Annotated in this window: 23 protein-coding genes; 12 read left to right on the top strand and 11 right to left on the bottom strand. The window is 68.1% G+C overall.

Features of this window, described 5'->3' with window-relative positions:
- Positions 1-45: 45 nt before the first annotated feature.
- The 3 genes from OG963_RS04340 (at position 46) to OG963_RS04330 (ending at position 2,432) form a co-directional block, all read left to right on the top strand.
- A complete protein-coding gene (locus OG963_RS04340) occupies positions 46-399 on the top strand; it encodes a TetR family transcriptional regulator C-terminal domain-containing protein (RefSeq protein WP_371798463.1) in 354 nt (117 codons plus the stop codon).
- Positions 400-736: 337 nt separating this feature from the next.
- The gene (locus tag OG963_RS04335) at positions 737-1,324 is read left to right on the top strand and encodes a TetR/AcrR family transcriptional regulator (RefSeq protein ID WP_319741184.1); all 588 of its coding nucleotides are present in this window, start codon (positions 737-739) and stop codon (positions 1,322-1,324) included.
- 88 nt (positions 1,325-1,412) lie between these two features.
- The gene (locus tag OG963_RS04330; protein ID WP_371798462.1) at positions 1,413-2,432 is read left to right on the top strand and encodes a zinc-dependent alcohol dehydrogenase family protein; all 1,020 of its coding nucleotides are present in this window, start codon (positions 1,413-1,415) and stop codon (positions 2,430-2,432) included.
- A 490-nt stretch (positions 2,433-2,922) separates the two neighbouring features.
- Here the strand turns inward: OG963_RS04330 and OG963_RS04325 are convergent, their stop codons facing one another.
- Entirely contained in the window at positions 2,923-3,810 is an 888-nt protein-coding gene (locus OG963_RS04325; RefSeq protein ID WP_371798461.1) for an MBL fold metallo-hydrolase, read from the bottom strand.
- A gap of 487 nt (positions 3,811-4,297) precedes the next feature.
- On the bottom strand, positions 4,298-5,683 hold the full coding sequence (locus OG963_RS04320) for an FAD-dependent oxidoreductase (protein ID WP_371798460.1): 1,386 nt from the start codon (positions 5,681-5,683) through the stop codon (positions 4,298-4,300).
- Positions 5,684-5,756: 73 nt separating this feature from the next.
- Between OG963_RS04320 and OG963_RS04315 the strand changes: the two genes are divergently transcribed.
- A complete protein-coding gene (locus OG963_RS04315; protein WP_371798459.1) occupies positions 5,757-6,695 on the top strand; it encodes a cupin domain-containing protein in 939 nt (312 codons plus the stop codon).
- A gap of 373 nt (positions 6,696-7,068) precedes the next feature.
- On the opposite strand, the gene OG963_RS04310 is transcribed toward OG963_RS04315, so the two are convergent.
- The gene (locus tag OG963_RS04310; RefSeq protein WP_327420287.1) at positions 7,069-7,662 is read right to left on the bottom strand and encodes an IS5 family transposase; all 594 of its coding nucleotides are present in this window, start codon (positions 7,660-7,662) and stop codon (positions 7,069-7,071) included.
- Between the two features lie 33 nt (positions 7,663-7,695).
- Positions 7,696-8,187 (bottom strand): MarR family transcriptional regulator, encoded by a 492-nt coding sequence (locus OG963_RS04305; RefSeq protein ID WP_327420286.1) that lies wholly within the window; start codon positions 8,185-8,187, stop codon positions 7,696-7,698.
- Positions 8,188-8,318: 131 nt separating this feature from the next.
- On the opposite strand from OG963_RS04305, the gene OG963_RS04300 reads away from it, so the two are divergent.
- Positions 8,319-8,834, top strand: coding sequence for a YceI family protein (locus OG963_RS04300; protein WP_030932221.1), 516 nt, complete (start codon positions 8,319-8,321; stop codon positions 8,832-8,834).
- 861 nt (positions 8,835-9,695) lie between these two features.
- Here OG963_RS04300 and OG963_RS04295 read toward each other — a convergent pair.
- Positions 9,696-10,601 (bottom strand): AraC family transcriptional regulator N-terminal domain-containing protein, encoded by a 906-nt coding sequence (locus OG963_RS04295; protein WP_371798458.1) that lies wholly within the window; start codon positions 10,599-10,601, stop codon positions 9,696-9,698.
- 145 nt (positions 10,602-10,746) lie between these two features.
- Here OG963_RS04295 and OG963_RS04290 point away from each other — a divergent pair, with 145 nt between their 5' ends.
- The 5 genes from OG963_RS04290 (at position 10,747) to OG963_RS04270 (ending at position 15,453) form a co-directional block, all read left to right on the top strand.
- Complete coding sequence (locus OG963_RS04290; RefSeq protein WP_030932227.1) at positions 10,747-11,064, top strand: putative quinol monooxygenase; 318 nt, start codon at positions 10,747-10,749, stop codon at positions 11,062-11,064.
- Between the two features lie 98 nt (positions 11,065-11,162).
- Complete coding sequence (locus tag OG963_RS04285) at positions 11,163-12,131, top strand: alpha/beta hydrolase (protein WP_371798457.1); 969 nt, start codon at positions 11,163-11,165, stop codon at positions 12,129-12,131.
- A gap of 52 nt (positions 12,132-12,183) precedes the next feature.
- Entirely contained in the window at positions 12,184-12,942 is a 759-nt protein-coding gene (locus tag OG963_RS04280) for an SDR family oxidoreductase (protein ID WP_327420282.1), read from the top strand.
- A 308-nt stretch (positions 12,943-13,250) separates the two neighbouring features.
- The gene (locus tag OG963_RS04275) at positions 13,251-14,159 is read left to right on the top strand and encodes an aminoglycoside phosphotransferase family protein (protein ID WP_371798456.1); all 909 of its coding nucleotides are present in this window, start codon (positions 13,251-13,253) and stop codon (positions 14,157-14,159) included.
- 391 nt (positions 14,160-14,550) lie between these two features.
- Positions 14,551-15,453 carry a GNAT family N-acetyltransferase gene (locus OG963_RS04270; RefSeq protein ID WP_371798455.1) on the top strand — a complete coding sequence of 301 codons (903 nt, stop codon included), beginning with the start codon at positions 14,551-14,553 and terminating at the stop codon, positions 15,451-15,453.
- Positions 15,454-15,811: 358 nt separating this feature from the next.
- On the opposite strand, the gene OG963_RS04265 is transcribed toward OG963_RS04270, so the two are convergent.
- Positions 15,812-15,997 carry a hypothetical protein gene (locus tag OG963_RS04265; protein WP_371798454.1) on the bottom strand — a complete coding sequence of 62 codons (186 nt, stop codon included), beginning with the start codon at positions 15,995-15,997 and terminating at the stop codon, positions 15,812-15,814.
- A 131-nt stretch (positions 15,998-16,128) separates the two neighbouring features.
- A complete protein-coding gene (locus OG963_RS04260; RefSeq protein WP_371798453.1) occupies positions 16,129-16,596 on the bottom strand; it encodes a hypothetical protein in 468 nt (155 codons plus the stop codon).
- Between the two features lie 354 nt (positions 16,597-16,950).
- On the opposite strand from OG963_RS04260, the gene OG963_RS04255 reads away from it, so the two are divergent.
- Complete coding sequence (locus OG963_RS04255) at positions 16,951-17,778, top strand: HEAT repeat domain-containing protein (RefSeq protein ID WP_371798452.1); 828 nt, start codon at positions 16,951-16,953, stop codon at positions 17,776-17,778.
- A 264-nt stretch (positions 17,779-18,042) separates the two neighbouring features.
- On the opposite strand, the gene OG963_RS04250 is transcribed toward OG963_RS04255, so the two are convergent.
- Together OG963_RS04250 and OG963_RS04245 are read right to left on the bottom strand one after the other, a co-directional pair.
- A complete protein-coding gene (locus OG963_RS04250; protein ID WP_030932247.1) occupies positions 18,043-18,648 on the bottom strand; it encodes a dihydrofolate reductase family protein in 606 nt (201 codons plus the stop codon).
- Positions 18,649-18,947: 299 nt separating this feature from the next.
- A complete protein-coding gene (locus OG963_RS04245) occupies positions 18,948-19,619 on the bottom strand; it encodes a hypothetical protein (protein ID WP_371798451.1) in 672 nt (223 codons plus the stop codon).
- A 53-nt stretch (positions 19,620-19,672) separates the two neighbouring features.
- On the opposite strand from OG963_RS04245, the gene OG963_RS04240 reads away from it, so the two are divergent.
- The gene (locus OG963_RS04240) at positions 19,673-20,287 is read left to right on the top strand and encodes a TetR/AcrR family transcriptional regulator (protein WP_371798450.1); all 615 of its coding nucleotides are present in this window, start codon (positions 19,673-19,675) and stop codon (positions 20,285-20,287) included.
- On the opposite strand, the gene OG963_RS04235 is transcribed toward OG963_RS04240, so the two are convergent.
- Positions 20,268-21,632 carry an MATE family efflux transporter gene (locus OG963_RS04235; protein WP_371798449.1) on the bottom strand — a complete coding sequence of 455 codons (1,365 nt, stop codon included), beginning with the start codon at positions 21,630-21,632 and terminating at the stop codon, positions 20,268-20,270. The two genes, OG963_RS04240 and OG963_RS04235, sit on opposite strands and share 20 nt — an antisense overlap.
- Positions 21,629-22,615 (bottom strand): phosphotransferase family protein, encoded by a 987-nt coding sequence (locus tag OG963_RS04230; RefSeq protein WP_371798448.1) that lies wholly within the window; start codon positions 22,613-22,615, stop codon positions 21,629-21,631. Before OG963_RS04230 ends, OG963_RS04235 begins: the two co-directional genes overlap by 4 nt.
- Positions 22,616-22,742 lie beyond the last annotated feature (127 nt).

Genomic DNA, 22,742 nt, shown 5'->3' with positions numbered 1-22,742 from the left:
GGGCCCCTCGTGTCCGGCACTCCCTCACACCGACAGCCTCGGGCTATGAGCCGCCGGACGTGCGCCGTACGCGGCCTGCGCGGCGGAGCCCCGGCTCGCGAACTGCTGCGCGAGGTCCTGGTCGGGACAGTGGCCGCGATCGTGCGCGACGGCAGCAGGCAGGCCTGCCTGATCGTAGGCGCCACGACGGAGCGCATCGCCCACGACCCCAAGGCTGCCGCGCACGTGCGCTCGACAACCGCGTCACTGGAGGACGCGCTCTGCGAGGTCATCGCGGAAGCGCAGGCCAGTGGCGAGCTGCCTGCCGCCCGCGACGCCCGCGACCTGGCTCGATTCCTCCTGGTGACCATGCAGGGGCTGAAGGTGATGGGTGCCATAGATCCGGACCGGCCCTGCTGATGGGGGCCGTCGAAGTGGCACTGGGCGCCCTTGACTGAACGGGCGCCGCTTGATCCACGACGCATTCCGTCAAGGCGTCTCCATGGAGCACCTGCGGGTCGCGGGCCGGTCACGCACCGGAGCACCGAAGGTGAGCACGGGCGCCCACCGGCAGCCCTCTGGGGCGGGCCGATTCGACGCCCTGGGCTGTTCCGCGCGTGCCGAATCGAGTGGAAGCCCCTGTTCATGATCATCGCACCGTCCTGATCATCACACCGTCCCGCTTGATCGGACAGACCTGTCTGTTAGTCTTCAGGTGACGAGTCCCAGGGGTCCCGGAGAGGGTCGGGTAACTGCCATGCCTGCCACGGCCAAGCGCCTCCCGGCGCGCGAGCGCATTCTTACGACGGCGGAAGAGCTGTTCTCCGCCCATGGGCTGCGCGGAGTGGGCGTCGACCGCATCATCGCCGATTCAGGCGTCGCCAAGTCCACCCTGTATGTGCACTTCCCGTCCAAGGACGAACTGGCCGCCGCCTATCTGCGGCGGACCGACGACTCCTGGCGCGGCAAACTGCGGGCCGCTGCGCTGGCGGCCGGTGACAGTCCCCGCGATCAACTGGTGGGTCTGTTCGACGCGGTCACCGCCTCCTACGAACGGCACGGATTTCACGGCTGCCCGTTCATCAACGCCGCCGCCGAGAGCGAGCCGGGGAGCCTCCCGCACACCGTGACCGTCGAACACAAGCGAGCGGTGCGGGCATGGGTGCGCGACCTGGCCGAGGCGGCCGGAGCTGCCGACCCCGCCCAGCTGGCCCTGCAGCTCACCCTGCTGGTCGACGGTGCGCTGGCGGCGGGCAAGCTCGAGCAGGACCCGGCCATGCCTGCCGCCGCCAAGGAGGCGGCACGGTTCGCGGTCGAATACTCCTGCCCGTCTCCTACCACCTGACCCCTCCAGGCCCTCATGCACCCTCTCGGGGCATCTGGGAGATTTTCGGATCGAAAGAAAACAGACCTGTCTGTTCGAAAGGAATACTATGACCACGTCCCGCCCTGCGGCGGCCGCGTCCATGCGCGCGGTTGTGCTGGAGCAGTTCGGCGGCCCGCTGACCCAGAGCGAACTCACGACGCCTGCCGCAGGGGCGGGCCAGGTGCTGGTGCGAGTAGCGGCCAGCGGCGTGAACCCGCTGGACACCAAGATCCGGGCCGGTAAGGCGGCCCACGCTCGCAGCAGGCTGACCGCCATCCTCGGAGTGGACCTGGCCGGCGTGGTCGAGGCCGTCGGCCCCGAGGTCACCGGCTTCGCCCCGGGCGACGAGGTGTACGGGCTCACCGGCGGCGTCGGCGACCTGCAAGGCTCGCTGGCCGAGTACGCGGCCGTCGACGCCCGGCTGCTTGCGCACAAGCCCGTCTCCTTGAGCCCGCGGGAGGCGGCGGCACTCCCGCTGATCGTCATCACGGCGTGGGAGGGTCTGGTGGACCGGGCGCAGGTGAAGACCGGTCAGCGGGTCCTCGTCCACGGCGGAGCCGGCGGCATCGGGCATGTGGCCATTCAGATCGCCCGGGCGAGGGGAGCCGAGGTCTTTGCGACCGGATCGGCCCGCAGCCTGGAGACCATCGCCCGCCTTGGAGCGACGCCGATCGACTACACCACCACCCCGGTCGAGGACTACGTCGCCCGGCACACCGGCGGTGAGGGCTTCGACATCGTCTTCGACACCGTCGGCGGCGAAACGCTCGACGCCTCCTTCACCGCGGTGCGCACGTACACCGGTCATGTGGTCAGTGCCCTGGGTTGGGGCACCCACAGCATCGCGCCCCTGTCGTTCCGCGGGGCCACGTACTCGGGCGTCTTCACGCTGCTGCCGATGCTGACCGGACGGGGCCGGGAACACCACGGGGAAATTCTGCGGGAAGTGGCCGCCCTTGTTGACGCCGGGGCGCTCACGCCCATGGTCGATCCCCGGCATTTCACCCTCCAGACGGCCGCCGAGGCCCACAGTGCAGTGGAGAGCGGATCCGCCGCAGGCAAGGTCATCATCGACGTCGCGGAATGACCCTTCGGCTCCCCGGCCCCGGCGCGGCGGCGCTGGTCCGGGGAGCACACACGGGTTCCGGGGGCAGCGGGCGACTGCGGCGACGTCGGCGCGCTTGTCACCGCCGGCGGGGGTCCGCCCCATCAGCCAGGGGGAATCGCCCCCAGGGCGCGAAATGCCCGCGTGCTCCCACGGCGACGAACCGGGCGCACGACGTGCTCTCGCCGGACGCTTCGACGTCGGCACCCACAGTCTTCCTCGCGCTCGGATGCGCCCTCATCGGCTGGCGGCGACTGCGCGCCCTGGCGAGCGATGTCGTGGGCTGGTCAGTCGCCGCCAGCCGGTTGAGAACTTCCACTGAGGTGAAGCTCCAGCCGACCAGGCGCGGCCCGCTCCAGTTGATGCCGATCACGAGTCCGTCCCGGGCGGCACCGGGCAGTACGCGTCCGCACCAGGTGTCCAAGGCATGGATCCGAGGCGTAGCCCATGCCCCCAGATCCTTGCTGCCTGCTCATTCCGCGTTCAGCACTGCGGGGATGTTGACCTGGAAGTGGATGTGTTCGTACATGCTGTAGTCGCTGTATTCCTTCATCGCGAGCGCTTCGCGGACCTGAGCGGCTGACAGTCCCTTGTCCCGGGCGTCCCGTGCCAGGCTGGTCAGCTTCGTGAGGTAGTTGATCGAGTGCAGGATGTCTGCACGGCGCATAGGTCGGCCGTGGCCCGGAACGATCAGGGTGTCATCGTCGAGGATGTCGTGCAGGCGCCGGTAGGTGACGAGCGCCTCGTCGGCGCGCCCCTCCAGCAGCCAGGGGAATGCCGGGGGCGGCGCCTGCAGCATGTTCCCGACGAAGACGATGTCGTCTTCGCGCATGCGGACGATGAGGTCGCCGTCAGTCTGGGCATAGCCGATGTGCTCAATGTCCACATGCTTGCCCCCCAGATCCACGGAGCACGACCCGGAGACCGTGACGTCCGCTGAGCGTGCTACCGCCTCCTCGATGCCGACGTCCGCGCCGAGCAAGTCAATCATGAACGCGCGGTCCTGCTCGAAGCGCTCGTCGATCACATGCTTGGTCTTCTCATGGTGAATGATCACCGTCTGTGACGGAAAGGCGAAATTTCCGAAGCAATGATCGCCGTGGAAACTGGTGTTGACCAGGAATCGAATGGGCAGCGCGGTCACTTTACGCACCTCGCCGATGACCTGGGACGCCAAACGGCCGTTGCTGAGCGATTCGACCACCAGCACTCCGGAATCACCCACGATGAAGCCGGCGTTGGTCGCGGTGTGGTCGGTGTCGTCGACGTCTGTTGCCATGACTGCGTATACGCCATAGGCGAGTTCGCGCGCGCGCATCTGGACATCGGCAGGTTCGAAAGGTCTGTTCTTCTGCTGCATGGTTCTTTTCTCTTCTGGAAGGCAGGAGGGCGGGTCGACCACGTTGTTACGTAGGCGCCCGAGTCTTGAGGCATGTCTTCGTTCGCGCAGAGGACTGAGCCGGACAACGACCAGGAGCGCCCAGGTGCCTGGTGCGCGAGTAGGTGGGTGATCGGGGTGGTGAGCGCTGCGTTTGGGAATCGGCTTTGCGCGTATGTCGTAGATGGCGAACGTCGACTGGCCCCGGGCCGGCAGGGTGAGGGCGATGGCTTTCCCCTCCTCCTGCACCTTCGCTCGTCGGCTTGGGCCTTTCCTCGACGTATGCAGGGGGGTCTCGTCGCTCTTTGGGCCCGTACTGTCCAATTTGTCTCACGGTTGGACGGCAGTTGCATCCCGCTCCGACGCGGGCTTCCGTCGATGCCACGTGAAGGGCATTCAGGCATGCGACCTGGGCCCAATTGCGCGCCGCGCCTGGGTGGATGCCGACCGTGTGCCCTGCTGGGCAGGTTCACGGGAGGACCTTGTCGAAGACCTCGTTGAGGGCTTCGGTCGAGCTCGGGTGGGTGTAGATCGAGTCGCGGAGCTGCGTGGCCGTGATGTTGTGCCGCATGGCCAGTGCGACGGTGTTGATGATCTCCTGCGCGTCGATGCCGAGCAGAGCGGCCCCGAGGATCAGGTCGGTGTCCGAGTCCACGATGAACTTCATGACGCCGCGGGTTTCCTCGACGGTGTAGGCGCGAGGCATGGCCACGATGTCCGCGACCTTCTCTCGCGAGACCTTGATGCTGAATCCTTGCGCACGCGCCTGGCTCTCGGTCAGTCCCACTGTGGCGAGCGGGGGAGTGATGAACAGGGTGTGAGGCACTGCCTTGCGGTCGCCCGTGGTGCGCTTGCCTTCGCCCAGGAGCTGGTCCAGGACGATGCGCGCGTCGTCCAGGGAGATGTATGTGAACTGCTCGCCGCCGTTGACGTCGCCGAGTGCGTAGATGTGCGGTTGGCTGCTGCGAAGGTACTCATCCACCACGATCGCGCCGTTCGGCGCGGTCCGGACGCTGGCGGCGTCGAGCCGGAGGCGGTCCGTGACGGGTCGGCGCCCGGTGGCGGGCAGCAGTGCGGAGGCCTCGACGGTGTGTGTCCGCCCGTCCTTCTCGTATACGACCGTCGAGACGGCGCCGCTGTCGCGCACCTCGGTGACCTTCGCGCCGGTGATGACGCGGATGCCATCGCCGGTGAGGATCTCTTCGACGGACTGGGCGATGTCCTCGTCCTCCCGCGGCAGGAGCCGGCCGGCGGCTTCGAGGACCGTGACCTCGGTGCCGAAGTGCCGGTAGATGCCCGCGAACTCCAGGCCGAGGTATCCGCCTCCGATGACGACGAGCCGCTCGGGCAGGTTCTGTGTGCGGGTGAGCTCCGTGCTGGAGACAAGGTGGGAGCTGCTCGCGAGGCCGGGAATCGGGGGGATCACCGCCTCGGACCCGGTGTTGACCAGGATCGTGGGGGCGGTGACGGTGATGAGGTCCGGTCCCTCTCCGACGGAGACCGTGTACGGATCGACGAACCGGGCCGTGCCGGTGATGATCGTCGCCGTGGCCTTGCCGTTCAGCGCCTCGAAGTTGCCGGCGCGGAAGGCACTGGTCAGCGCGCGGACGCCGGCGATTGAGTGGGCGAAGAACTCCTGCGCGTCGTCCTTGAGGCGCTTGGTGTTCGCGTAGTGGACGAGCATTTTGGTCGGCACACATCCGACGTTCGGGCAGGTCCCGCCGTACATGTTCTCGGACTGCTCGATCAGGACCACGCGGCGGCCGGCGTCGGCGAGAACGCGAGCGGCGGTCTTGCCGCCCTTGCCGAAGCCGACGACCAGAATGTCCGCGGTGAGCACTGTGGTGATCTCCATGTCTCGAGTCTGCGGCGCGGCCACTGGTACGACTAGACTCGATCGTCTCGCTTTCCTGCCCGAAAGTCTCATCATGGACTCAGTCAGCCGACTGCTGCGCATGGCCCGCCTCGAAGCCGCCCTCGACAAGCGCTGCCTGCTCGGAGCCGGTACCAGGATGGACGTGCCGGCATACGGGCAGCTGGAGGCACCCTTCCACGTGCTGCTGGAAGGCGCATGCCGACTGCAGGTGGGCACGGTCCTCCTCGACCTGCACCCCGGAGACGTGGTGATGATCCCGAGGGGCACCCCGCACCGGGTGATCACTGACGGCGAAGCCGGCCCGACAGGGACGACGGAGACCGCCGGCGACGTGTTCGTGACCACGCGCAGTGAGCACGGCGGCAAGCCCGTCATCGACCTGTTCTGCGGGCACTACACCTTCGGCGCCGGTGCGGGATCGCTACTGTTCGCAAGCCTGCCCGACCCGGTACATGTCTCCTTCGGGCAGTCGGCCGAGAGCGACGAGGTGCTGCGCATGCTGAGCGCCCTGATGCGCGGTGAGGCGCGACGCGAGGGCGAGGGCACTGCGGCGATCCTCTCTGCTCTGTGCACCGTGCTGCTGGCGATGGTGCTGCGCACCTCCCGGGGCGACACCACGCGGACGACGCTGTGGACCGCGGCGGCCGACGGCCGCATCGCGTCGGCTGTCGAGGGCATGCTGAACGAGCCAGGTGCCGACTGGACGATCGAACGGCTCAGCCGCACGGCCGCCATGTCCCGTGCCACCTTCCTGCGCCAGTTCACCCGGGACACGGGGACGACCGTGGGCGCCTTCCTTACCCGGGCGCGGCTAATGGCCGCAGGGGAACTGCTCACCACCACCGACGCAACCGTCGCGACCGTCGCCGGCCAGGTCGGCTACTCCTCCGAGTCTGCGTTCTCACGGGCCTTCCGGGCGCACATCGGCACGACACCCGCCCGCTTCCGGCGCGAGAGAACGCGGGTACCCGGAGCAACGAAGACTGGATGACTGCGGGTGAGGGTGGAGCCACCTGCTCCCGAGCTGTCGCTCAGACGGTCGCGGTGCGGTTGCGCGGAGCAATGCTCAAGACCTCATAGCAGTGCTCGGCGGCGGGTGACCCCTACTCAAGACTCGGAGCACTGACTCCTGTCCACAGGCAGAGGGCTCTGTCGCCTTGTACTCGTGCGAGTGAGTGTCGATCACTTGCACCGGGGCATTCATGATCGTGACCTGAGCCGTCCGTACGACCACCCCGCTCCTCAACATGCGAGCCAGGGAGCTCTCTTTGAAGACCGGGGCCGTGCGGCCAGCTGGGGCCATGAACAGCCAATCGGATGTCGGGCCACTGAGCCCTCCTGTTAGGGCGCGTATTGAGTCGTGATCAATGGGTGGTTGGGGTGAGGTCTTTGATCCAGATCATTGAGGCGCGTAGGTGGAGGCCGGCGCGGTAGCTTTCCGGGGTCTTGTCGTACCGCGTGGCGCTGCTGCGCCAGGCCTTGAGCTTGTTGATCAGGCGTTCGACGGTGTTGCGTTCCTTGTAGAGGTCGGTGTCGTGGCTGACGGGCCGGCCACCCTTGCGGCCTTTGTTCTTCCGGTTGGCCGCCTGGTCCTTCTTCTCCGGGATGACTGCCTTGGTGTGCCGTTCCCGCAGGTAGGCGCGGTTGGCGCGGGATGAATAGGCCTTGTCCCCGGCGACCGCGTCGGGCCGGGTTCTGGGATGGCCGACGGGCCTACGGACCCGTAATTTCTGGAGCACGGGGACGAACTGCGGGCTGTCCGCGGCCTGCCCAGCGGCCGGCACGAACGCAAGCGGGCGGCACCTGCGGTCGGCGGCCAGGTGGACCTTGCTGGTCAGGCCGCCCGCGAGCGACCGAGTAGGGCGGCCTTCAGTCTCCTGGCGGTGGGCAGTAGCCCGAGGGGCCTGCGCGGATGTGGTTTTCGCCGGGCGCAGGGTCAGGCTCCGGAGCGTTCTCATTGAGAGGTCGAGGCCAGGCGTGGGCCCGGGGACCTACGTGCTGTCCTCGGCATCCGCCGTCGGCAGCAGGCTGTGCATCAGCGCGCAGTCGTGCGGACCCCCCAGGCCCTTGATGGCTCGGGTGACGGCTTCGGCCAGCGTGCCGGAGGCTTCTCGAAGGAGCTGCTGTGCCTTGTCGGTGAGCGTCACCTGGATGCCCCGTCGGTCGCCGCAGGCGGTGCTGCGGGTGATCAGTCCGGCGTGCTGGAGGCAGGCGACCTGGTAGGTGAGCCGAGTCTTGGGGCGGCCGAGGCGTTCGGCGATCTGCGTCATGCGCAGGCCGGTGGCGGGCCCGTCCGCCAGGAGGCACAGCACGAGGAACTCGTCGTGGGAGATCCCGAGCGTCTCCTTCACGCGGGAACGCAGTTGCTGCTCGATCGCGCCGGCTGCGGCCAGCAGTCCCATCCAGGCCCGCAGTTCGGGCGGCAGCAAGGCGGACTCGCCGGTCGCGTCACGTCCGGGCAGGTCGGCGGGGAGGGTGGCCATAGTTCCCCAGTGTACCTGTTGTTCAAATTTGGAGTATCGGCTAGCCTCCAGTCATCCAAATTTGGACGACTGGAGGGAAGGCGTCGCGCCTCCGGTCCACCCACCTTCAGGCATCTCATCAGGAGGACCGCATGTCCATGGCAGTCGAAACCGGCACCTGGCAGCTCGACCCCGCCCGTTCCACCGTCGGCGTCCGGCACAAGACGATGTGGGGCATGGTCACGGTGAAGGGCACCTTCACCGGTCTCACAGGCGGGGGCGAGGTGGGCCCCGACGGTTCCGCCAACGGTTCGATCACCCTGGACGCCACCTCCCTGGACACCAAGAACGCCAAGCGCGACACGCACCTGCGGTCCGCCGACTTCTTCGACGCAGAACGGCACCCCGAGCTCACCTTCGCCGTGCACAGCGCGACTCCCGCGGACGACAGGACGGTCCAGGTCGCCGGTCAGCTGACCGCGCGGGGCATCAGCCGCCCACAGTCCTTGACCGCGCACCTCACCGAGGCGAGCACCGAAGCAGTCACGCTCACGGCGGAGTTCACCGTGGACCGGGAACAGTTCAGCATGGGCTGGAACCAGCTGGGCATGATACGCGGCGCGACCACCGTCACCGCATCCCTCCGCTTCGTCCGCGCGACGTCCTGAGAGGGTCCCGCCCGGCCGAGACCGCTGTCGGCGAACAGGGTCCGGCGGGGCTGGGACGGCGTAGCCGGGCGGGGGACCGTCCCCGCGGGTGCGCGGAGGAGGGAGAGCGCGGAGACAAGCGGATCACCGGGACGGCGCCGTCCCCACGGGTGCGCGGAGCAGAACGTTCTCCCCGGCCCCATCACGTACGGCCGAGGGCCATCCTTGCGGGTGCGCGGAAAGCCCAAGCGTGAAGCACACGACGCTCGGGACGCTCTACCCGGCGGACGCGGTCGGCGCCGACAGGGAAAAGGGGACCTGGTATCGGTGAGCCTGCAACACCGCTCCGCGTCCGGACTGAAGTCCGGTACCGCGGGCCGGGTCACGAAGACCGGCCTCGAGCCGCAGGTGGGTATGCAGTCGGACTGACCGAAGCGATCGGCAAGGTGAGCAGCCGGCCGCGGGCGAGTGGAAGCGGTCGCCCACCCGCACTGCCGTGTCCGGCTGCTCTCGGGGTGGGCGGAAACAGCGGTGCGCGGCGCGGTCAGCCGACCCGCGGTCCGGCGTCCGCAGCGCGCACCGGGTGCACTTGTGGACGTAGGCAGCCACGAGGATGCCGATGAACGAGATCGCTGCCATCGCCGGAGCAATGTGCACCGTCCTGCTGGGGCCCTTCGGCTCAGGGACGTCGTCACCCTCTGACCGGCCGGGGAGGTGCTGCGCGCTGGTCGCCGGTTGCCCTCGGCCTTCCTTCCAGGCTCCCTGTGCCGGGGAGCCGTTCGGAGCGGACCGCGCCGGAACTCACGGGCGAAGAGCACCTGCGGAAACCGTAGAACGATCCTCGCCGCTCCTTGCACGGTCCTCCGCCGCGATCAAGCCGGTTCAGGGAAGGACACCTGCCGGATTGCGCACGCTGTGACGCAGACGGGCAGCGTCCCGGCTGGGAGGCGCACCGAACTGACGGCGGTACTCCCGGCTGAACTGCGACGGGTTGTCATAGCCGACGCGGTGGCCGACTCCGGTGACGTCGCCCGGGTGGGTGGCGAGCAGCAGCCGGGCCTCCTGCAGCCGGATCTGCTTCTGGAACTGGATGGGACTCATCGCGGTCACTGCCTGGAAGTTGCGGTAGAAGGCGGAGACGCTCATGCCGGAGAGACGCGCCACGTCCTCGACCTGGAAGGCCTCCGCGTAGTGTTCGCGGATCCAGCGCACGGCCCGGGAGATGTGGCTGAGGCTGCTGTCGGCGAGGCCGAGCTGGCGGACCGTCGCGCCCTGCTCGCCGGTGATCAGGCGCCAAAGGATCTCGCGTGTGACCAACGGGGCCAGTACGGCCCGGTCGCGGGGTTCGTCGAGCAGGCGCAGCAGCCGGGCGACCGCGTCGAGGAGGGCGGGCGGGGCGTCGCTGACGGTGATCCCGGACGGTGCGGCTCCGCCGGTGCGGGGAGTGTCTCCGGGACCGGCCTGCAGCAGCAGTTCGGCGACGGTGGACGGTTCCAGTACGAGTCCGAACCCCAGCGCCGGCTGCTCGGGGTCGGCCTGGGTGAACTGCCCGGTGACGGGCAGGTCGACGGAAGCGACCAGGTACTGCCCGGCGCCGTACTCGTACACCCGGTCGCCCAGGGCGAGTCTTTTGGAGCCCTGAGCGATGACCGCCAGCACCGTGCCGGACATCGAGGGAGCCGGTGGATCCGACCGGTCGACCTTCGAGATCAAGACGCCGTCGATGGCAGTGGTCCAGTCGGGCCGGGCGTGCCGGGCCAGCAGGCTGCGGAGCTCTTCGAGGTGCATGCGTCCATTGCAGCACCCATTGCGGACCTTAGCTCCCGTGACTGCGAGGATCGTGCAAGTACGAGCGAGCATCGTTCTAATGTTTTCGCAGGTCACGCGGGTTGAATGGAATCACCTCATTCCATCACCGAGAAGAAGGCACCCCGTGATCGTCAAATACGGCTTCAACGCCACGCTGAGCGCCAAGTCCGGACTGGGCGACCGACTGGTCGACCTGTTGCTGACCGGACTCGACGAAGGCAGCCCCGGCGCGAGCGAACACTGCGTGGTCTACCTCGTCTCCCGTTCCGCGTCCGACCCCGACGTAGTACACGTCACCGAGGGCTGGACCAGCGAGGAGGACCACCACCGGATCTTCGCCGGCGAGGCCGCCCAAGCCATCGTGGCGCAGATCGACGGACTGCTGGCCAAGGAGTCCGAGTACACCGACTACGTGCCGGTTCGCGGCAAGGCCGCTTTCTGACCCGCCGATCGCCCCGCGCCCCTGCCGCCTTTGGCGCCCATCATGGCGGTCCTCGCCTCACCCGGCTGTCCGGCACCGCCCCACGAAAGGCAACGACCATGACCACGGCACGACCCGACCTGGACCCCGAACTGCGTGAACTGCTCGCCGACCTGCCCCTCATGTCCCAGCTCAGTCCAGAGGTGCTCACGCAGCTGCGCCGGCTCCCGTCGACGCCCCTGGAGCCCCTCCTCGCACACCGGCATGTCGACCGGCGCGAAGTCACCGTGCCCGCCAAGGACGGTGCCCCCATCCGGCTGTCGGTCCTCAGCCCCACGAACACCGATCGCACCACCGCCGCACCCTGCGTCTACTGGATGCACGGCGGCGGGATGGTCATGGGCGACCGCTTCTCGCAGATAGACATCCCGCTGGAGTGGCTCGACGAGTTCGGCGCGGTCGTGGTCTCCGTGGACTACCGGCTCGCACCCGAGGCCACCGGCACCACCTTGGTCGACGACTGCTACCAGGGACTGCTCTGGGTCGCCGAACACGCCGCGGAACTGGGCATAGATCCCGCCCGGATCGTCGTCGCGGGCGCCAGCGCGGGCGGCGGCCTCGCCGCCGGCGTCACCCTCCTGGCCCGCGACCTCGGCACCCCGGCCATCGCCGCGCAGATGCTGATCTGCCCCATGCTCGACCACCGCAACACCAGCACCTCCAGCCGCCAGTACTCGGACGGGCCCGGCGTCTGGACCCGTGAGATGAACGAGTTCGGGTGGCGCTGCGTCCTCGGAGGCCTCACCGACGACCAGGTACCCGCCTACGTGTCACCCGCGCTGGCCGACGACCTCTCGGGCCTTCCGACTACCTACATCGACACCGGCTCCGCCGAAGTCTTCCGCGACGAGGACACGGACTACGCCACCCGTATCTGGTCGGCCGGCGGCCAGGCCGAACTCCACGTCTGGGCAGGCGGCTTCCACGGGTTCGACGCCCTCTACCCGCAGGCCCACATCTCGGCCACGGCCCGCCGGACCCGCACCGACTGGCTCACCCGAGCCCTGCCCCCGAACCCCGCCGCATAACGCCGACGGCTCACACACAACACACACCACCGCACCCCAGGAGGAAAACACCATGAACGTCGCCATCGTCACGGGCGCCAGCTCCGGCATCGGACGAAGCGCCGCCATCGAGATCGCCAAGCGCGGAACCGGCGTCATCCTGACCTACGCCAACAACCCACAAGGAGGGCTGGAAACGGCAGCCGCCATCGAGAGAGAGGGCGGTACGGCCGTCGCACTGCCGCTCGACGTCGGCGAGAGCGGTACCTTCGCGGCCTTCCGTGACACGGTGGCCGACGTGCTGCGCGACACCTGGCGGCGCGACACCTTCGATTATCTGGTCAACAACGCCGGTTTCGCGCAGACGTCGTTGATCGAGGACACGACCGAGGAGACGTTCGACGGCCTCATGCGGGTCCTGCTCAAGGGACCGTACTTCCTGACGCAGAAACTGCTGCCCCTGATGGCGGATGGCGGGGCCGTCGTCAACACGAGCAGCAACTCGGCGGCGACGGCCGGCCTGGAGCCCGGTTACGCGGCCTACGCGTCGATGAAGGGCGGCCTGGTCGTGCTGACGCGGTACATGGCCAAGGAGTTCAGCACGCGGGGCATCCGCGTCAACGCGGTCTCGCCGGGATCCACCCGCACCCGGATCGCCGACGATGCCTTCACCCGGTTCCCGGAGGTCGTCCCCGCCCTCGCCGCGAAGACCGCGCTCGGCCGGGTCGGCGAACCCGACGACATCGGCGCGATGATCGCCACACTGGTCTCCGACGAGAGCCGCTGGGTCACTGCCCAGAACCTCGAGGTATCGGGCGGCTACAACCTCTAGACGATCGACCCCAAGGGGCCGGCGCAGGAGTTCCTGGCAGTCAGGGGGCCGACGGTGGATGAGACCGCAGGTGCGTACGCGACCGGCGATCCGGCGCAGCCCCAGGCACGCGAGGGTGCCACCACGAGTCGGCAACAGTACCGCCGTCTCGTGGGACCTCGGCGTGAAGCCACTGATCGCCCGCCGCGGCACCTGCACGGCTCCGGCCTGGGCGAACAACGCGGCGTCGTGGAGCATGCGTTTGCACCTTCTCGTTCGGGACGAAAAGTCACTGGCTTCCCGTTCCATCCGGAGGGGAGACTTCCGACGTGACGCTTCACGAGAATGAGATCCCAGTCGACGAGCCGCTGGTCCGAGCACTACTGAAGGCGCAGCGCCCAGAGTGGGCCGGCCTACCGTTGTCGCCCGCAGGTGCGGGCACGGACAACACCATGTATCGGCTGGGCCATGACCTGCTCGTGCGACTTCCACGAACCGCCGACAACGGACAGTCCGTGCGGAAGGAACAGGAATGGCTTCCTCGCCTGGCGCCCCACCTTGCCTGTCCGATTCCCGAGCCCGTTCATGCCGGGACGCCCACCGATGCCTTCCCAATGGTCTGGTCGGTCTACCGCTGGATTGACGGTGACGAAGCCGGCCCGGACGCCGTCCGGGACTGGGCCGCCTTCGGAGCGGACCTGGCGGCGATCGTGAGGGAACTCCACCGCATCGACCTCATGGGAGCGACCTGCACGGACGGCCTCAGCTGGTACCGCGGTGGCAGCCTGGAGCCGTGCGACCAGTGGATCACTAAGTGTCTCAACGACTGCCGCGCCACGGTGGGTTCTGAGCTCGACGTTGACACTCTGGAACAGTTGTGGCGAGCCGCGCTCGTACTGCCCGAGCCCTCCGGGCCTCACGTGTGGCTCCACGGCGACCTCAAGCCGACCAATCTCTTGGTCCGGGAAGGCAAGCTCCACGCAGTCATCGACTTCGGAGGACTCTCGGTCGGCTTTCCCGACGCCGAGCACTCCACAGTCTGGGACTTGCCGCCACAAGCCCGACAGGCCTACTGGGATACCTTGAACCTCGATGATTTGACCTGGACCCGGGCCCGCGCCTGGGCGGTCGCGGTGGGCGTCAGTGGGATCTCCTACTACTGGGACACTTTCCCCGCCTTCGTCGCCGAATGCCGAGCACGTCTTCAGGCAATCCTCGCCGACGCCGCTACGCGTTGAATGGTCTCTCCGGCCCAGGAGGAAGGGCAATACAGGGGCACCCTCTACAACCACATCCCAGACCTACGCGAGCTACCTGCCGGCGCCATCCCTCGTCAGCTCGAAGCGCCCACGCGGTAGGCGGACTCGAGCAAGATCGATCTCAGCGGCACATTCTGTACCTCAACTACAAGCGCCGCCAAGTTCCGTTCAAGCGAGTCGAGATGTGGCGTGTGCGGCAGGACGATTGCCGTTGTCGGCGATTCGGTCGTGCTGTTACGCTGCGTTCGCGTCCTCGATCGTAAAGGGAGGTGGGAACCGTGAGCCAGCTGACTCTCATGTGCTCCCACCCCGTTCCGAGGGCGCCGAGGATCTGAACGGGAGCGCGTCGCTACCCGAAAGGACCTCTCACGTGACCGACCTGGTCATCCGCCCTCTCGCCGCAGGCGAGGAATCACTTTTCGAATCTCTGCCCGATCCCGGTCTGGTCGGCTTTGCCGCCTTCGGCGACACCTACAGTGGGATGGCCGCCGCCGGTGAGTACCGCCCCGAGTGGACCTGGGTGGCCCTTCGCGACGGCGTCGTGGTCGCGCGCGCCGCTTGGTGGGCCGGCCCGAATGACGACAACCCGCTCGCCCTGGACTGGTTCGACTTCACGGACGCCGTTGCCGCCGTACAACTGCTCCGCGCCTCGCCACTGCATGCCCAGTACTCCCTCAAACTGCAACCCGGCTGGCGTGACATCCCCGCAGTCCGAGAGCAGGCCCAGGCCCGGATCGACGCGGCCGTCGCCGCGGGTCTTTCACCTCTGGTCGAGCGCTTCCGCTACCGCTGGACGCCGGACTGCGGCGTGCCCGCGCGCCCGGGCCGTCTCGAATTCCGTCCCGAGCCCGACGACGCGGCGGTCCTCGATGTCTTCCGCCGTATCCACCAGGGCAGTCTCGACGCCCATGTGCGCCGCACCATCGCCACATCCGGGCTGGAGGCGGCCGCCCAGGAAGAACTGGACTATTTGCGCTGGTTGCCGAGCCCGCGCGAGTGGTGGCGTCTGGCCTACGACTCCGCCGGGGAACTCGTCGGCCTAAGCGTCCCAGGCCGCCACTACGGAGACCCTCTCATCGGCTATATCGGCGTGGTGCCCGAGCACCGCGGCCACGGATACGCCTATGACCTGCTCGTCGAGGCCACACATAAGCTCGTCGACGAGGGCGTGGACCGTATCGTGGCCGGGACGGACCAGATCAACGTCCCGATGGCCGCTCACTTCGCGAGGGCCGGTTACCCGATCGCACAGGAACGCATCGACCTGATATAGCCCCGAGCCCGCTCGACACGAAGCAGATGCGGGACTCGGTTTGTGACAACCGAGTCCCGCGCCCTCGCTCCTGCGGCTCCTGCCGGGATCACACACCGGTGAGCTCGCACGCTCGACCATCGTCCTTGCATTCGCCGACCAAGAACGAACGTCACTCTCTGCAGCCAATGCATGCCGCAACCCGGGGAACTCGCGACAGTTGAATACGCGATCCCACCAGTAGCACACCGAACCACAGCACCCCGCCCGTCACGGGACCAGGATCCGCAAAGCAACTGTCTCGTCCGCGAACCAATGTGACCGAGCACGATAGATGGTCCGGATGGACAACTCCGATACACAGCACCGCCCCGGCCGGTCAGGTAGCCCATGGAAGCCGTACGGCTTCGAGGTCCCCGTCGTTGAGGAGGGCTTCGATCAGCGCGGTGGGGCCGGACACGTTGGTGGCCCAGAGGTCGTCGTCCGTGCACAGGACCCAGGACTGGTCTCGCGGCCAGAGGTTGGACGGGCTCCAGCCTTCCTCCTCAGGGTGGTCGTACAGCACGTGGGCGTCCGCGAGCGTGCCGGTTCGGATGTGCAGGTTGTCGAAGTCCTCGGCTCCGTGCAGCAGCGGGCTGTAGTAGGCCAGGCAGGGGGTGTCGGGGCCCTGTGGGCTGTGCTCGGTGAGGATCGTGATCAGGCGGTCCAGGCGGCCCGGTCCATGGTGCCTTCGGATGGGACCTGGATCCCGACCGGCCAGGGACGCGGCGCGATCGAGGGGAAGGAGTTATGGCACGGCAGGCGTCCCTCAGGCACGGTCGGGTCACCGATCCGGCGCGCTAGCTCCGTCCATCGCAGTCGGCGCCAATGCGGTCCGGGGTGCTCACCGGGGACCGTGTGCATCACGTCCGCCGGGTCCAGACCTGGGACGATCTCGGGCCCACCGCCCAGTAGCACGCGCCGCTCGTACTCGACATAGGACATGCCCGTCGGTCCGAGCTCGTGCTCGTACATGGAGTGAAGCACCCACACCGCGTCGGGCAGCGCCGGCGGCATGAACCCCGCAATTCCGTCATCGGAGGTCAGGTCCCGCAACCAGTCGGCTTCCCGGCCCGCGGTGAGGGGCCACCGAGCGGTCGCCAGAGCAGCGGCTGTCTCGTGCATCCGCCCAGAGAATCGCACCCGGCGTGAACGGCCTCCCCCGGGGGGGGGGGGGGGGGGGCAGACGGCCCGGCACACCCCGCTCAGGGACGTGTGCTCCCGCGGCCAGCCATCGCGCTCAGAGGCCAACAAGGGCGCTCAGTCACAGCACCCCTGTGACTGATTTCCAATGGTTTTTGTCAAGGTCACGGAGGCCTGCGTGGACGTTGGGAGGGTCTGACCGGCTGAGTGAAGCTGGCCGCCTCGAACGCCGTTGTCAGAGGCCTGTTGGACAATCAGTTCCGTGAGCCTGCACCACCGCAGGGAAACCCGCGGGGGCAGGCTCGGTGCGGTCTGAAGGATCACGAGGAGGACGGTTTGGAAGGCCAACGGGCAGCAGGTGATCTCACACTGCGCCTTGATGAGCTGGCGGCCGGACTCGCGGATCCGGACTGCGACCTCGACGACCTTGCCGAAATCGAAGAAGAGCTCGTAGCCGCTCGGCGGCGGGAGCTGATTCCGTACGTGGAACGGCATCTCGCGGCAGCCGTGAAGGCGGGAAACTGGTACGCCCGTCATGCGCTCGCCCGGATTCTCGCCGAGACTGCCGGCCACACGGCCCTTGCCGCCCTTTTGCGGGCCTACTCCCGCGATCTGGGTGACGACCAGGACTCTCTCTCGACGACGCTCCATGTACTCGCGCAGGAGAACCCGGCTGCCGCGCGCGAAATCATCCTGCCGTGCGCCGTGGGCAACGACGAGGACCTTCGCAGGGCGGCAATCTGGCTGCTCGGCTTCGTCCCCGAACCCGCTGATCTCAACCTGCTGGCCCATGCTGCGCAGGCCTCGGACGAAGCAATCCGCAGCGCGGTCGTGGGCACCCTCGGCAGTCACGGGACAGAGCCGGCGGCCATCGACCTGTTGTTGCAGCTGCTGGCCGATCCCTCCCCGCAGGTGCGAATCTCCGCCCTCAGCTCCCTCGGCTTCCTTCAGCAACCAAGAACCCTTCAGAAGATCCGCTCGCTGGCGAACGACGACAGCCCCCGCGTCCGTGCCTGGGTCGCGATCGCCTTGAGCAACTTTTCCGCCCTGGAGCCCGCAGACCTGGCGACCTCAGCCGTGCTCGACCAGCTGGCAGCAGACGCCGACCCATACGTTCGTGACCAGGCAGCCGCGGCCCGTCAGCGCAAGCCCCCGCGCAGGTAACGACCACAGCAACCGGCTGGGGCACGACGAGTCGCCCGGGGAAGATCCGGGATCCGTATCGCCGTGAGTAAGGCGTGCGCTTCATGCGGCGTCGGTCAGGCCCGGTTGCGGTGGCCGGGCTGTCCACTGGCGTTGGTCGCGGATGAGGGCCCACAGAACGTCGAGGCGGGGGCGGGCGAGGGCGAGAATCGCCTGCTATCAGGTCTTGCTCCGCGCCCGCCGGCGCCGGCCGCGCGGCCGTCCGGACCGGTGGACGGGGCGACGTCACGCAGGGACGCCGAGCGGCGGGTGCTCGAGCACGCGGGGCTTGTACTCGACCAGTTGGATGCGGCCGTCGAAGGTGCGGTGCTCGATCATCTCGAGGGCAACGTCCGGATAGCCGTCGTAGATGCGTTCTTCGCCCGTGGCCCCGGTGATCACCGGAAACATCACGACCCGGAAGCGGTCGACGAGTCCGGCACGTAGCAGGGACCGGCACAGGCTGACGCTGCCGATCGTGCTGAGGAGCCCCGAGCCACTCGACTTCATGGCGCGGACCGCCTCGACGGCGTCGTCGCGGACGAGCGTGGAGTTGGCCCACGTCAGTGGCTTCTCGAGTGAGGAGGAGAACACCACCTTGGACGCTTGCGTGAGCTCGTCGACGGACGCCTCTTCTTCGGGCCTGAACTCGTCTTGGCCATTCGGGACCTCGCCTGCGGCGAAGCCCGACATGAGGCGGTAGGTGTTCGCTCCCATGAGGTAGGTGGCCTCGGGCTGCTCGCCGAGCCATGCGAGGTACTCCGGGCCCTCGAGGCCCCAGAAGCCGGGCCATCCTTCTCCCGATGCGTGGCCGTCGAGGGAGGTGATGAAGTCGACGAGAAGCTCCGACATGGCGTTGTCCTTTCCTGGGGTGTCACGAGTCTGGACCGGCCGGGAGCCACAAACTCATCGGCCGCGCTGTGGAGTAACGAGAAAACCCATGACGCTGCAGCCGCTCGGGTCGGCGGAGCGCCACCCGCGAACGGCCCGGGCCAACCGTCACTCTCAGCCGGGCCAAGTACAACGCTCAGGGGCCAACTGAAACGCTCATTCACAACTGTGACTGAGTGGCGTAGTTGGCCCGCCTCGCCAACTACATGCACACTCGATACGCGAAAAACAGCGTCATGGTGTTTCGGTCTGCGTATCGGTCAGAACTCCCAGTCCGCCGAGGCGAAGCTGGCCTCGCTGACTGCGGCGTCTCCGGCTCTGGTAGCGCTTACGTCTATGTTGAGCCCGGCGGGGACGGGGCTTCCGCCAGGGGTGAAGAGCAGCCCTGCGTCGTCGTCTTCGATGTGCTGAAGCAGGGCCGCATCAAGGGCAGAGGGCGTCATGCCGATCAGCCGAATACCGGCGTACATGACCTGAGGTCCGGTCCGGCCGTGCACGGTCACGGCCCCCAGCCGCGGGAGGCCCTCCTGATACGAGTAGTGCGCGCTCACCCCGGTCTTTTCGAACCGGTCGTCGACCAGGTTCCACTGCCCGGCGCTGCGCCACCACCAATGGGGATAGTGTCCCTGCCTCCCCGCTGGCACTTCGCCGCCCACCGCGGCCGCTACCTGCTGCGGGCTCATCCCGAACCGGAGCGGGCCGATCCCTTCCAGCGGGGACCAGTCCCAGCGAGGACGGTCGCGGTCGGCCTTCACCGGCCAAGTCCCAGCGTTCTTCTCCCGTTCACGGACATCGCGCCAGTGCATGACCGGCCCGGCCTCATAGGGGGCTTCGGCCAGCTCAGCACCGACGAACAGAGCAGAGGTGATCATCCTGTCCTTCCGCTCCGGATGCCCCTCGGGTGACAGCCCGTACTCCAGCGCGGTGCCCATGGACACCCCCCACGCCGCGATCTCCGGATCACCCTTGCTGCGATGATGGGGGCATGTCTGATGGCAAAGCGTCTGGGAATCGCGGCGGGTATGCGAAGGGACGCGCGCGTCGTGAACAGATCGTATCGGCTGCCGCCGAGGTGTATGCGGATGTCGGCTACCACGGCGCTTCGGTGCGAGAGATCGCCAAGCGTGCCGGGATCAGCCATGTAGGCCTGCTCTACTACTTCCCCGACCGTGAGGCGCTGCTGACAGCTGTGTTGGAGCGCCGGGACGAGGAAGACCGCGAGAACGTCGCGCCGAAGGACTCGTCGCCACTGGCAGCGGTGCAGCATCTGGTCGATCTGGCCGATCACAATGCCCGGCGTCACGGAATGGTCGACCTGTACGTGCGGCTGGCTGCCGAGGCCATCGCCGAGGGCCATCCGGCGCACGGGTACTTCCAGGCGCACTACACGATGACGCGCGCGTATGTGCACCGTGCGCTCGGGGAGCTGGCCGAGCAGGGGGCGTTGCGCGACGGTGTGGAGGCCGAGTCCGCCGCAGCGGCCTTTGTGGCGTTGATGGACGGATTGCAGGTGCAGTGGCTGACCAGCCCGCAGGAGGTGGACATGGCCCAGGTCCTGCGGGCGTTCGTGCTGCAGCTCCTCAAGGAGCCTTCGGCGTAGCATCGCGCAGCCGCCACAGCAGGAACGCCGCCGCAGCTGCCGAGGCCAGTTCACCGGCCGCCAGGCCCGCCCACACCCCGCTGGTCCCCAGTTGTCCCAGGGTCGCGATGAGCGGCACTTTGATCACGAGAAGCGTGCCGATGGATATCAGGTAGGCGGGGGTGGGCCGGCCCAGGGCCTGAGCGTAGGCGGCCACCAGAGGGCCGATTCCGGCGGCGGGCAGGCCAATGGCGATGACCTGCAGTGCGTGTGCGGCGGTGGTGATGGTGTCGGGGTCGTTGAGGAACAGTGCGGCCAGAGGCTTGGCGAGCAGGGCGAGGACTGTGGCGATGAGCAGTCCGTACAGCAGGGATGCGCGCAGGGCGAGGTTGCGGGCGCGCCGGGCGCGGTCGGGCAGGCCGCGGCCGCTGTTATAGCCGACGATGGGCTGCAGTCCCTGGCTGATGCCGGTGTGCGGCATCATCACGAAGGTCTGCAGGCGGGCGCAGACGGCATAGGCGGCCAGCGCGGTGGCCGATCCGCTGTTCGCGAGAGTGGCGTTGACGAGAACGGCCAGGGACGTGACGCCGGTGCCGGCCAGGAACGAGGGCAGGCCCATGCCGAGCAGGGCTCGTAGTGTCGGGCCGTGGGGGCGCAAGTCTTCCAGGGTGATGCGGTAGGGGCGGCGGCGCTGCGCGAAGAAGAACCACAGGCTCATCGCTGCGGAGACGGCCTGTCCGCCGACGGTGCCGAGAGCGGCGCCGCGTACCCCCATGTCGAGGGCGAAGATCAGCAGCGGGTCGAGCGTGATCTGCACGGCGACGGGCACCAGCCACAGCAGCGTCGAGTAGCCCATCCTGCCCTCGGCGCGTACGAGGCTGGAGAAACCGGTGGACACCAGTGCTCCGCACAGCAGGACCACGGCGTAGGGGCGTGCGCTCTCCCGCAATTCGCCCTGCGCGCCGAGCAGGGTGAGCAGGGGGTTGAGGAAGATCAGGCCGAGCACGGTGGTGGCGGTGGCGCAGGCCCAGAACAAGGTGAAGGAGTTTCCTGCGGCGCGGGCGGCGGCCTGCCGGTCACCCGCACCCAGGGCACGGGAGATCAGGGAGGCGCCGCCCGCGCCGACGGTGGTGGACACCGCGCCGAGCAGCAGCAGGAGCGGGGCGACGAGGTTGACCGCGGCCATCGCTGTGTCGCCCACGCCGTGGCCGACGAACCAGGCGTTGGTCAGGGCGTAGATGCCGTAGACGCCAACGGCGGCCGTGGTCTGGGTGCAGGCCCGCCACAGCAGCCGGCCCACGTGCTCGGTGCCGAGCCGCGTGGTGTGGTCGTCCGCTGTAGCGGAGACGGTGTGTTGGCGTATCACTGGCGAGTTCGGCCGAGCAGTGCCATCGCCTCGTCGAGGACGGGGCGGGCGAAGTCGTACTGCTTGGTGTCGGTGTGGCCGCGGTACACGGTCTCGATGACCATGATCAGCATCAGGTGGAGGCAGTACAGGCGGCGGCGCACCTGCTCGGTCTCGGTCAGCTGGGGGTGGCCGTAGCCGCGCAAGAAGGCGGTCGGGTCGCCGAAGGCGGACAGCTGCGTACCGGTGAAGTTGGCCTCCATCAACGGGTCGCCCCAGAAGGCGCGTTCGTGGTCGATGATGCAGGCGATCTTGCCGTCGCGGACCATGACGTTGCTGTCCCACAGGTCCCACTCGACCAGGCGCGGTTCGCTCACCTCGTCGAGGCTGTCGGCGTGTTCGGCCACCACCGCGCGCACCGTGTCGTACTCCCAGCCGATGTCGACCCCGCGGCGTTCACCGTTGACCAGGACGTCCTCGACGATGTCGGTGAACACGCGCCGCCAGCTCGGGTCGTGGGGCCCGGCCAGCGGTCCGAAGCCGGGGCCGCGAATGGAGTTGATCTCGCGGTTGGCCGCGCCGAGCTGCTCCATGTAGGCGTCCCGCTCGGCGGCGCGGAGCTCGGAGGAGATGATGCCGAGGTTGTCGGCGTCGATGTACGGCATGAAGAAGTAGTCGGCGTCGCACAGCTCGTGGCTCTGGTCGGCGTAGTGGACGTCAGGGACCGCCACCGAGGTCTGGGTGCGGATCAGTTCCAGCGTTTTCAGTTCGATCGACATGGCGCCGCGCTCGTAGGTCATGACCTCTACCTGCGGGGGCGGGGCGATCTTCAGGACGACGTCGGCGCCGTTCCGTAGCCGGATGCGGTAGGCGACGTTGAACCAGCCGTGGCCCAGCTCGCTGGCCCATCCCTCCCCGGTGGGCACCTGTTCGGCTCCGTAAGCGCGCTCGACCATGGCGCGCAGCACCTCGGGGGACTGCCGGTTCTTGGTGATGCTCTCCACACCCTGTCCTTTCGAAGATGGCGGTTGTTCGCGGCCCGGCGGCGGGTGTGGGGTCCCCGTGCTGAGTCGGCGTCCGGCCCGGGCCGGGCCGATCGACAGAAATACTTACCACGTGGTCTACATTTCT

It is taken from the genome of Streptomyces sp. NBC_01707, assembly GCF_041438805.1.
Lineage (GTDB): Bacteria > Actinomycetota > Actinomycetes > Streptomycetales > Streptomycetaceae > Streptomyces.
Note: the sequence above shows the minus strand (reverse complement) of the source record. Positions and strands in the feature narration are given on the sequence as shown.

What these genes read in the sequence shown, in the direction of transcription:
- OG963_RS04315 (WP_371798459.1), top strand. Translation starts at nt 5,757, where the DNA reads ATGGACTCAGTCAGCCGACTGCTGCGCATGGCCCGCCTCGAAGCCGCC.
- OG963_RS04320 (WP_371798460.1), bottom strand. Translation starts at nt 5,683, where the DNA reads ATGGAGATCACCACAGTGCTCACCGCGGACATTCTGGTCGTCGGCTTC.
- OG963_RS04295 (WP_371798458.1), bottom strand. Translation starts at nt 10,601, where the DNA reads ATGCACCTCGAAGAGCTCCGCAGCCTGCTGGCCCGGCACGCCCGGCCC.
- OG963_RS04250 (WP_030932247.1), bottom strand. Translation starts at nt 18,648, where the DNA reads ATGTCGGAGCTTCTCGTCGACTTCATCACCTCCCTCGACGGCCACGCA.
- OG963_RS04280 (WP_327420282.1), top strand. Translation starts at nt 12,184, where the DNA reads ATGAACGTCGCCATCGTCACGGGCGCCAGCTCCGGCATCGGACGAAGC.
- OG963_RS04335 (WP_319741184.1), top strand. Translation starts at nt 737, where the DNA reads ATGCCTGCCACGGCCAAGCGCCTCCCGGCGCGCGAGCGCATTCTTACG.
- OG963_RS04240 (WP_371798450.1), top strand. Translation starts at nt 19,673, where the DNA reads ATGTCTGATGGCAAAGCGTCTGGGAATCGCGGCGGGTATGCGAAGGGA.
- OG963_RS04310 (WP_327420287.1), bottom strand. Translation starts at nt 7,662, where the DNA reads ATGAGAACGCTCCGGAGCCTGACCCTGCGCCCGGCGAAAACCACATCC.
- OG963_RS04300 (WP_030932221.1), top strand. Translation starts at nt 8,319, where the DNA reads ATGTCCATGGCAGTCGAAACCGGCACCTGGCAGCTCGACCCCGCCCGT.
- OG963_RS04325 (WP_371798461.1), bottom strand. Translation starts at nt 3,810, where the DNA reads ATGCAGCAGAAGAACAGACCTTTCGAACCTGCCGATGTCCAGATGCGC.
- OG963_RS04245 (WP_371798451.1), bottom strand. Translation starts at nt 19,619, where the DNA reads ATGGGCACCGCGCTGGAGTACGGGCTGTCACCCGAGGGGCATCCGGAG.
- OG963_RS04305 (WP_327420286.1), bottom strand. Translation starts at nt 8,187, where the DNA reads ATGGCCACCCTCCCCGCCGACCTGCCCGGACGTGACGCGACCGGCGAG.
- OG963_RS04330 (WP_371798462.1), top strand. Translation starts at nt 1,413, where the DNA reads ATGACCACGTCCCGCCCTGCGGCGGCCGCGTCCATGCGCGCGGTTGTG.
- OG963_RS04340 (WP_371798463.1), top strand. Translation starts at nt 46, where the DNA reads ATGAGCCGCCGGACGTGCGCCGTACGCGGCCTGCGCGGCGGAGCCCCG.
- OG963_RS04260 (WP_371798453.1), bottom strand. Translation starts at nt 16,596, where the DNA reads ATGCACGAGACAGCCGCTGCTCTGGCGACCGCTCGGTGGCCCCTCACC.
- OG963_RS04285 (WP_371798457.1), top strand. Translation starts at nt 11,163, where the DNA reads ATGACCACGGCACGACCCGACCTGGACCCCGAACTGCGTGAACTGCTC.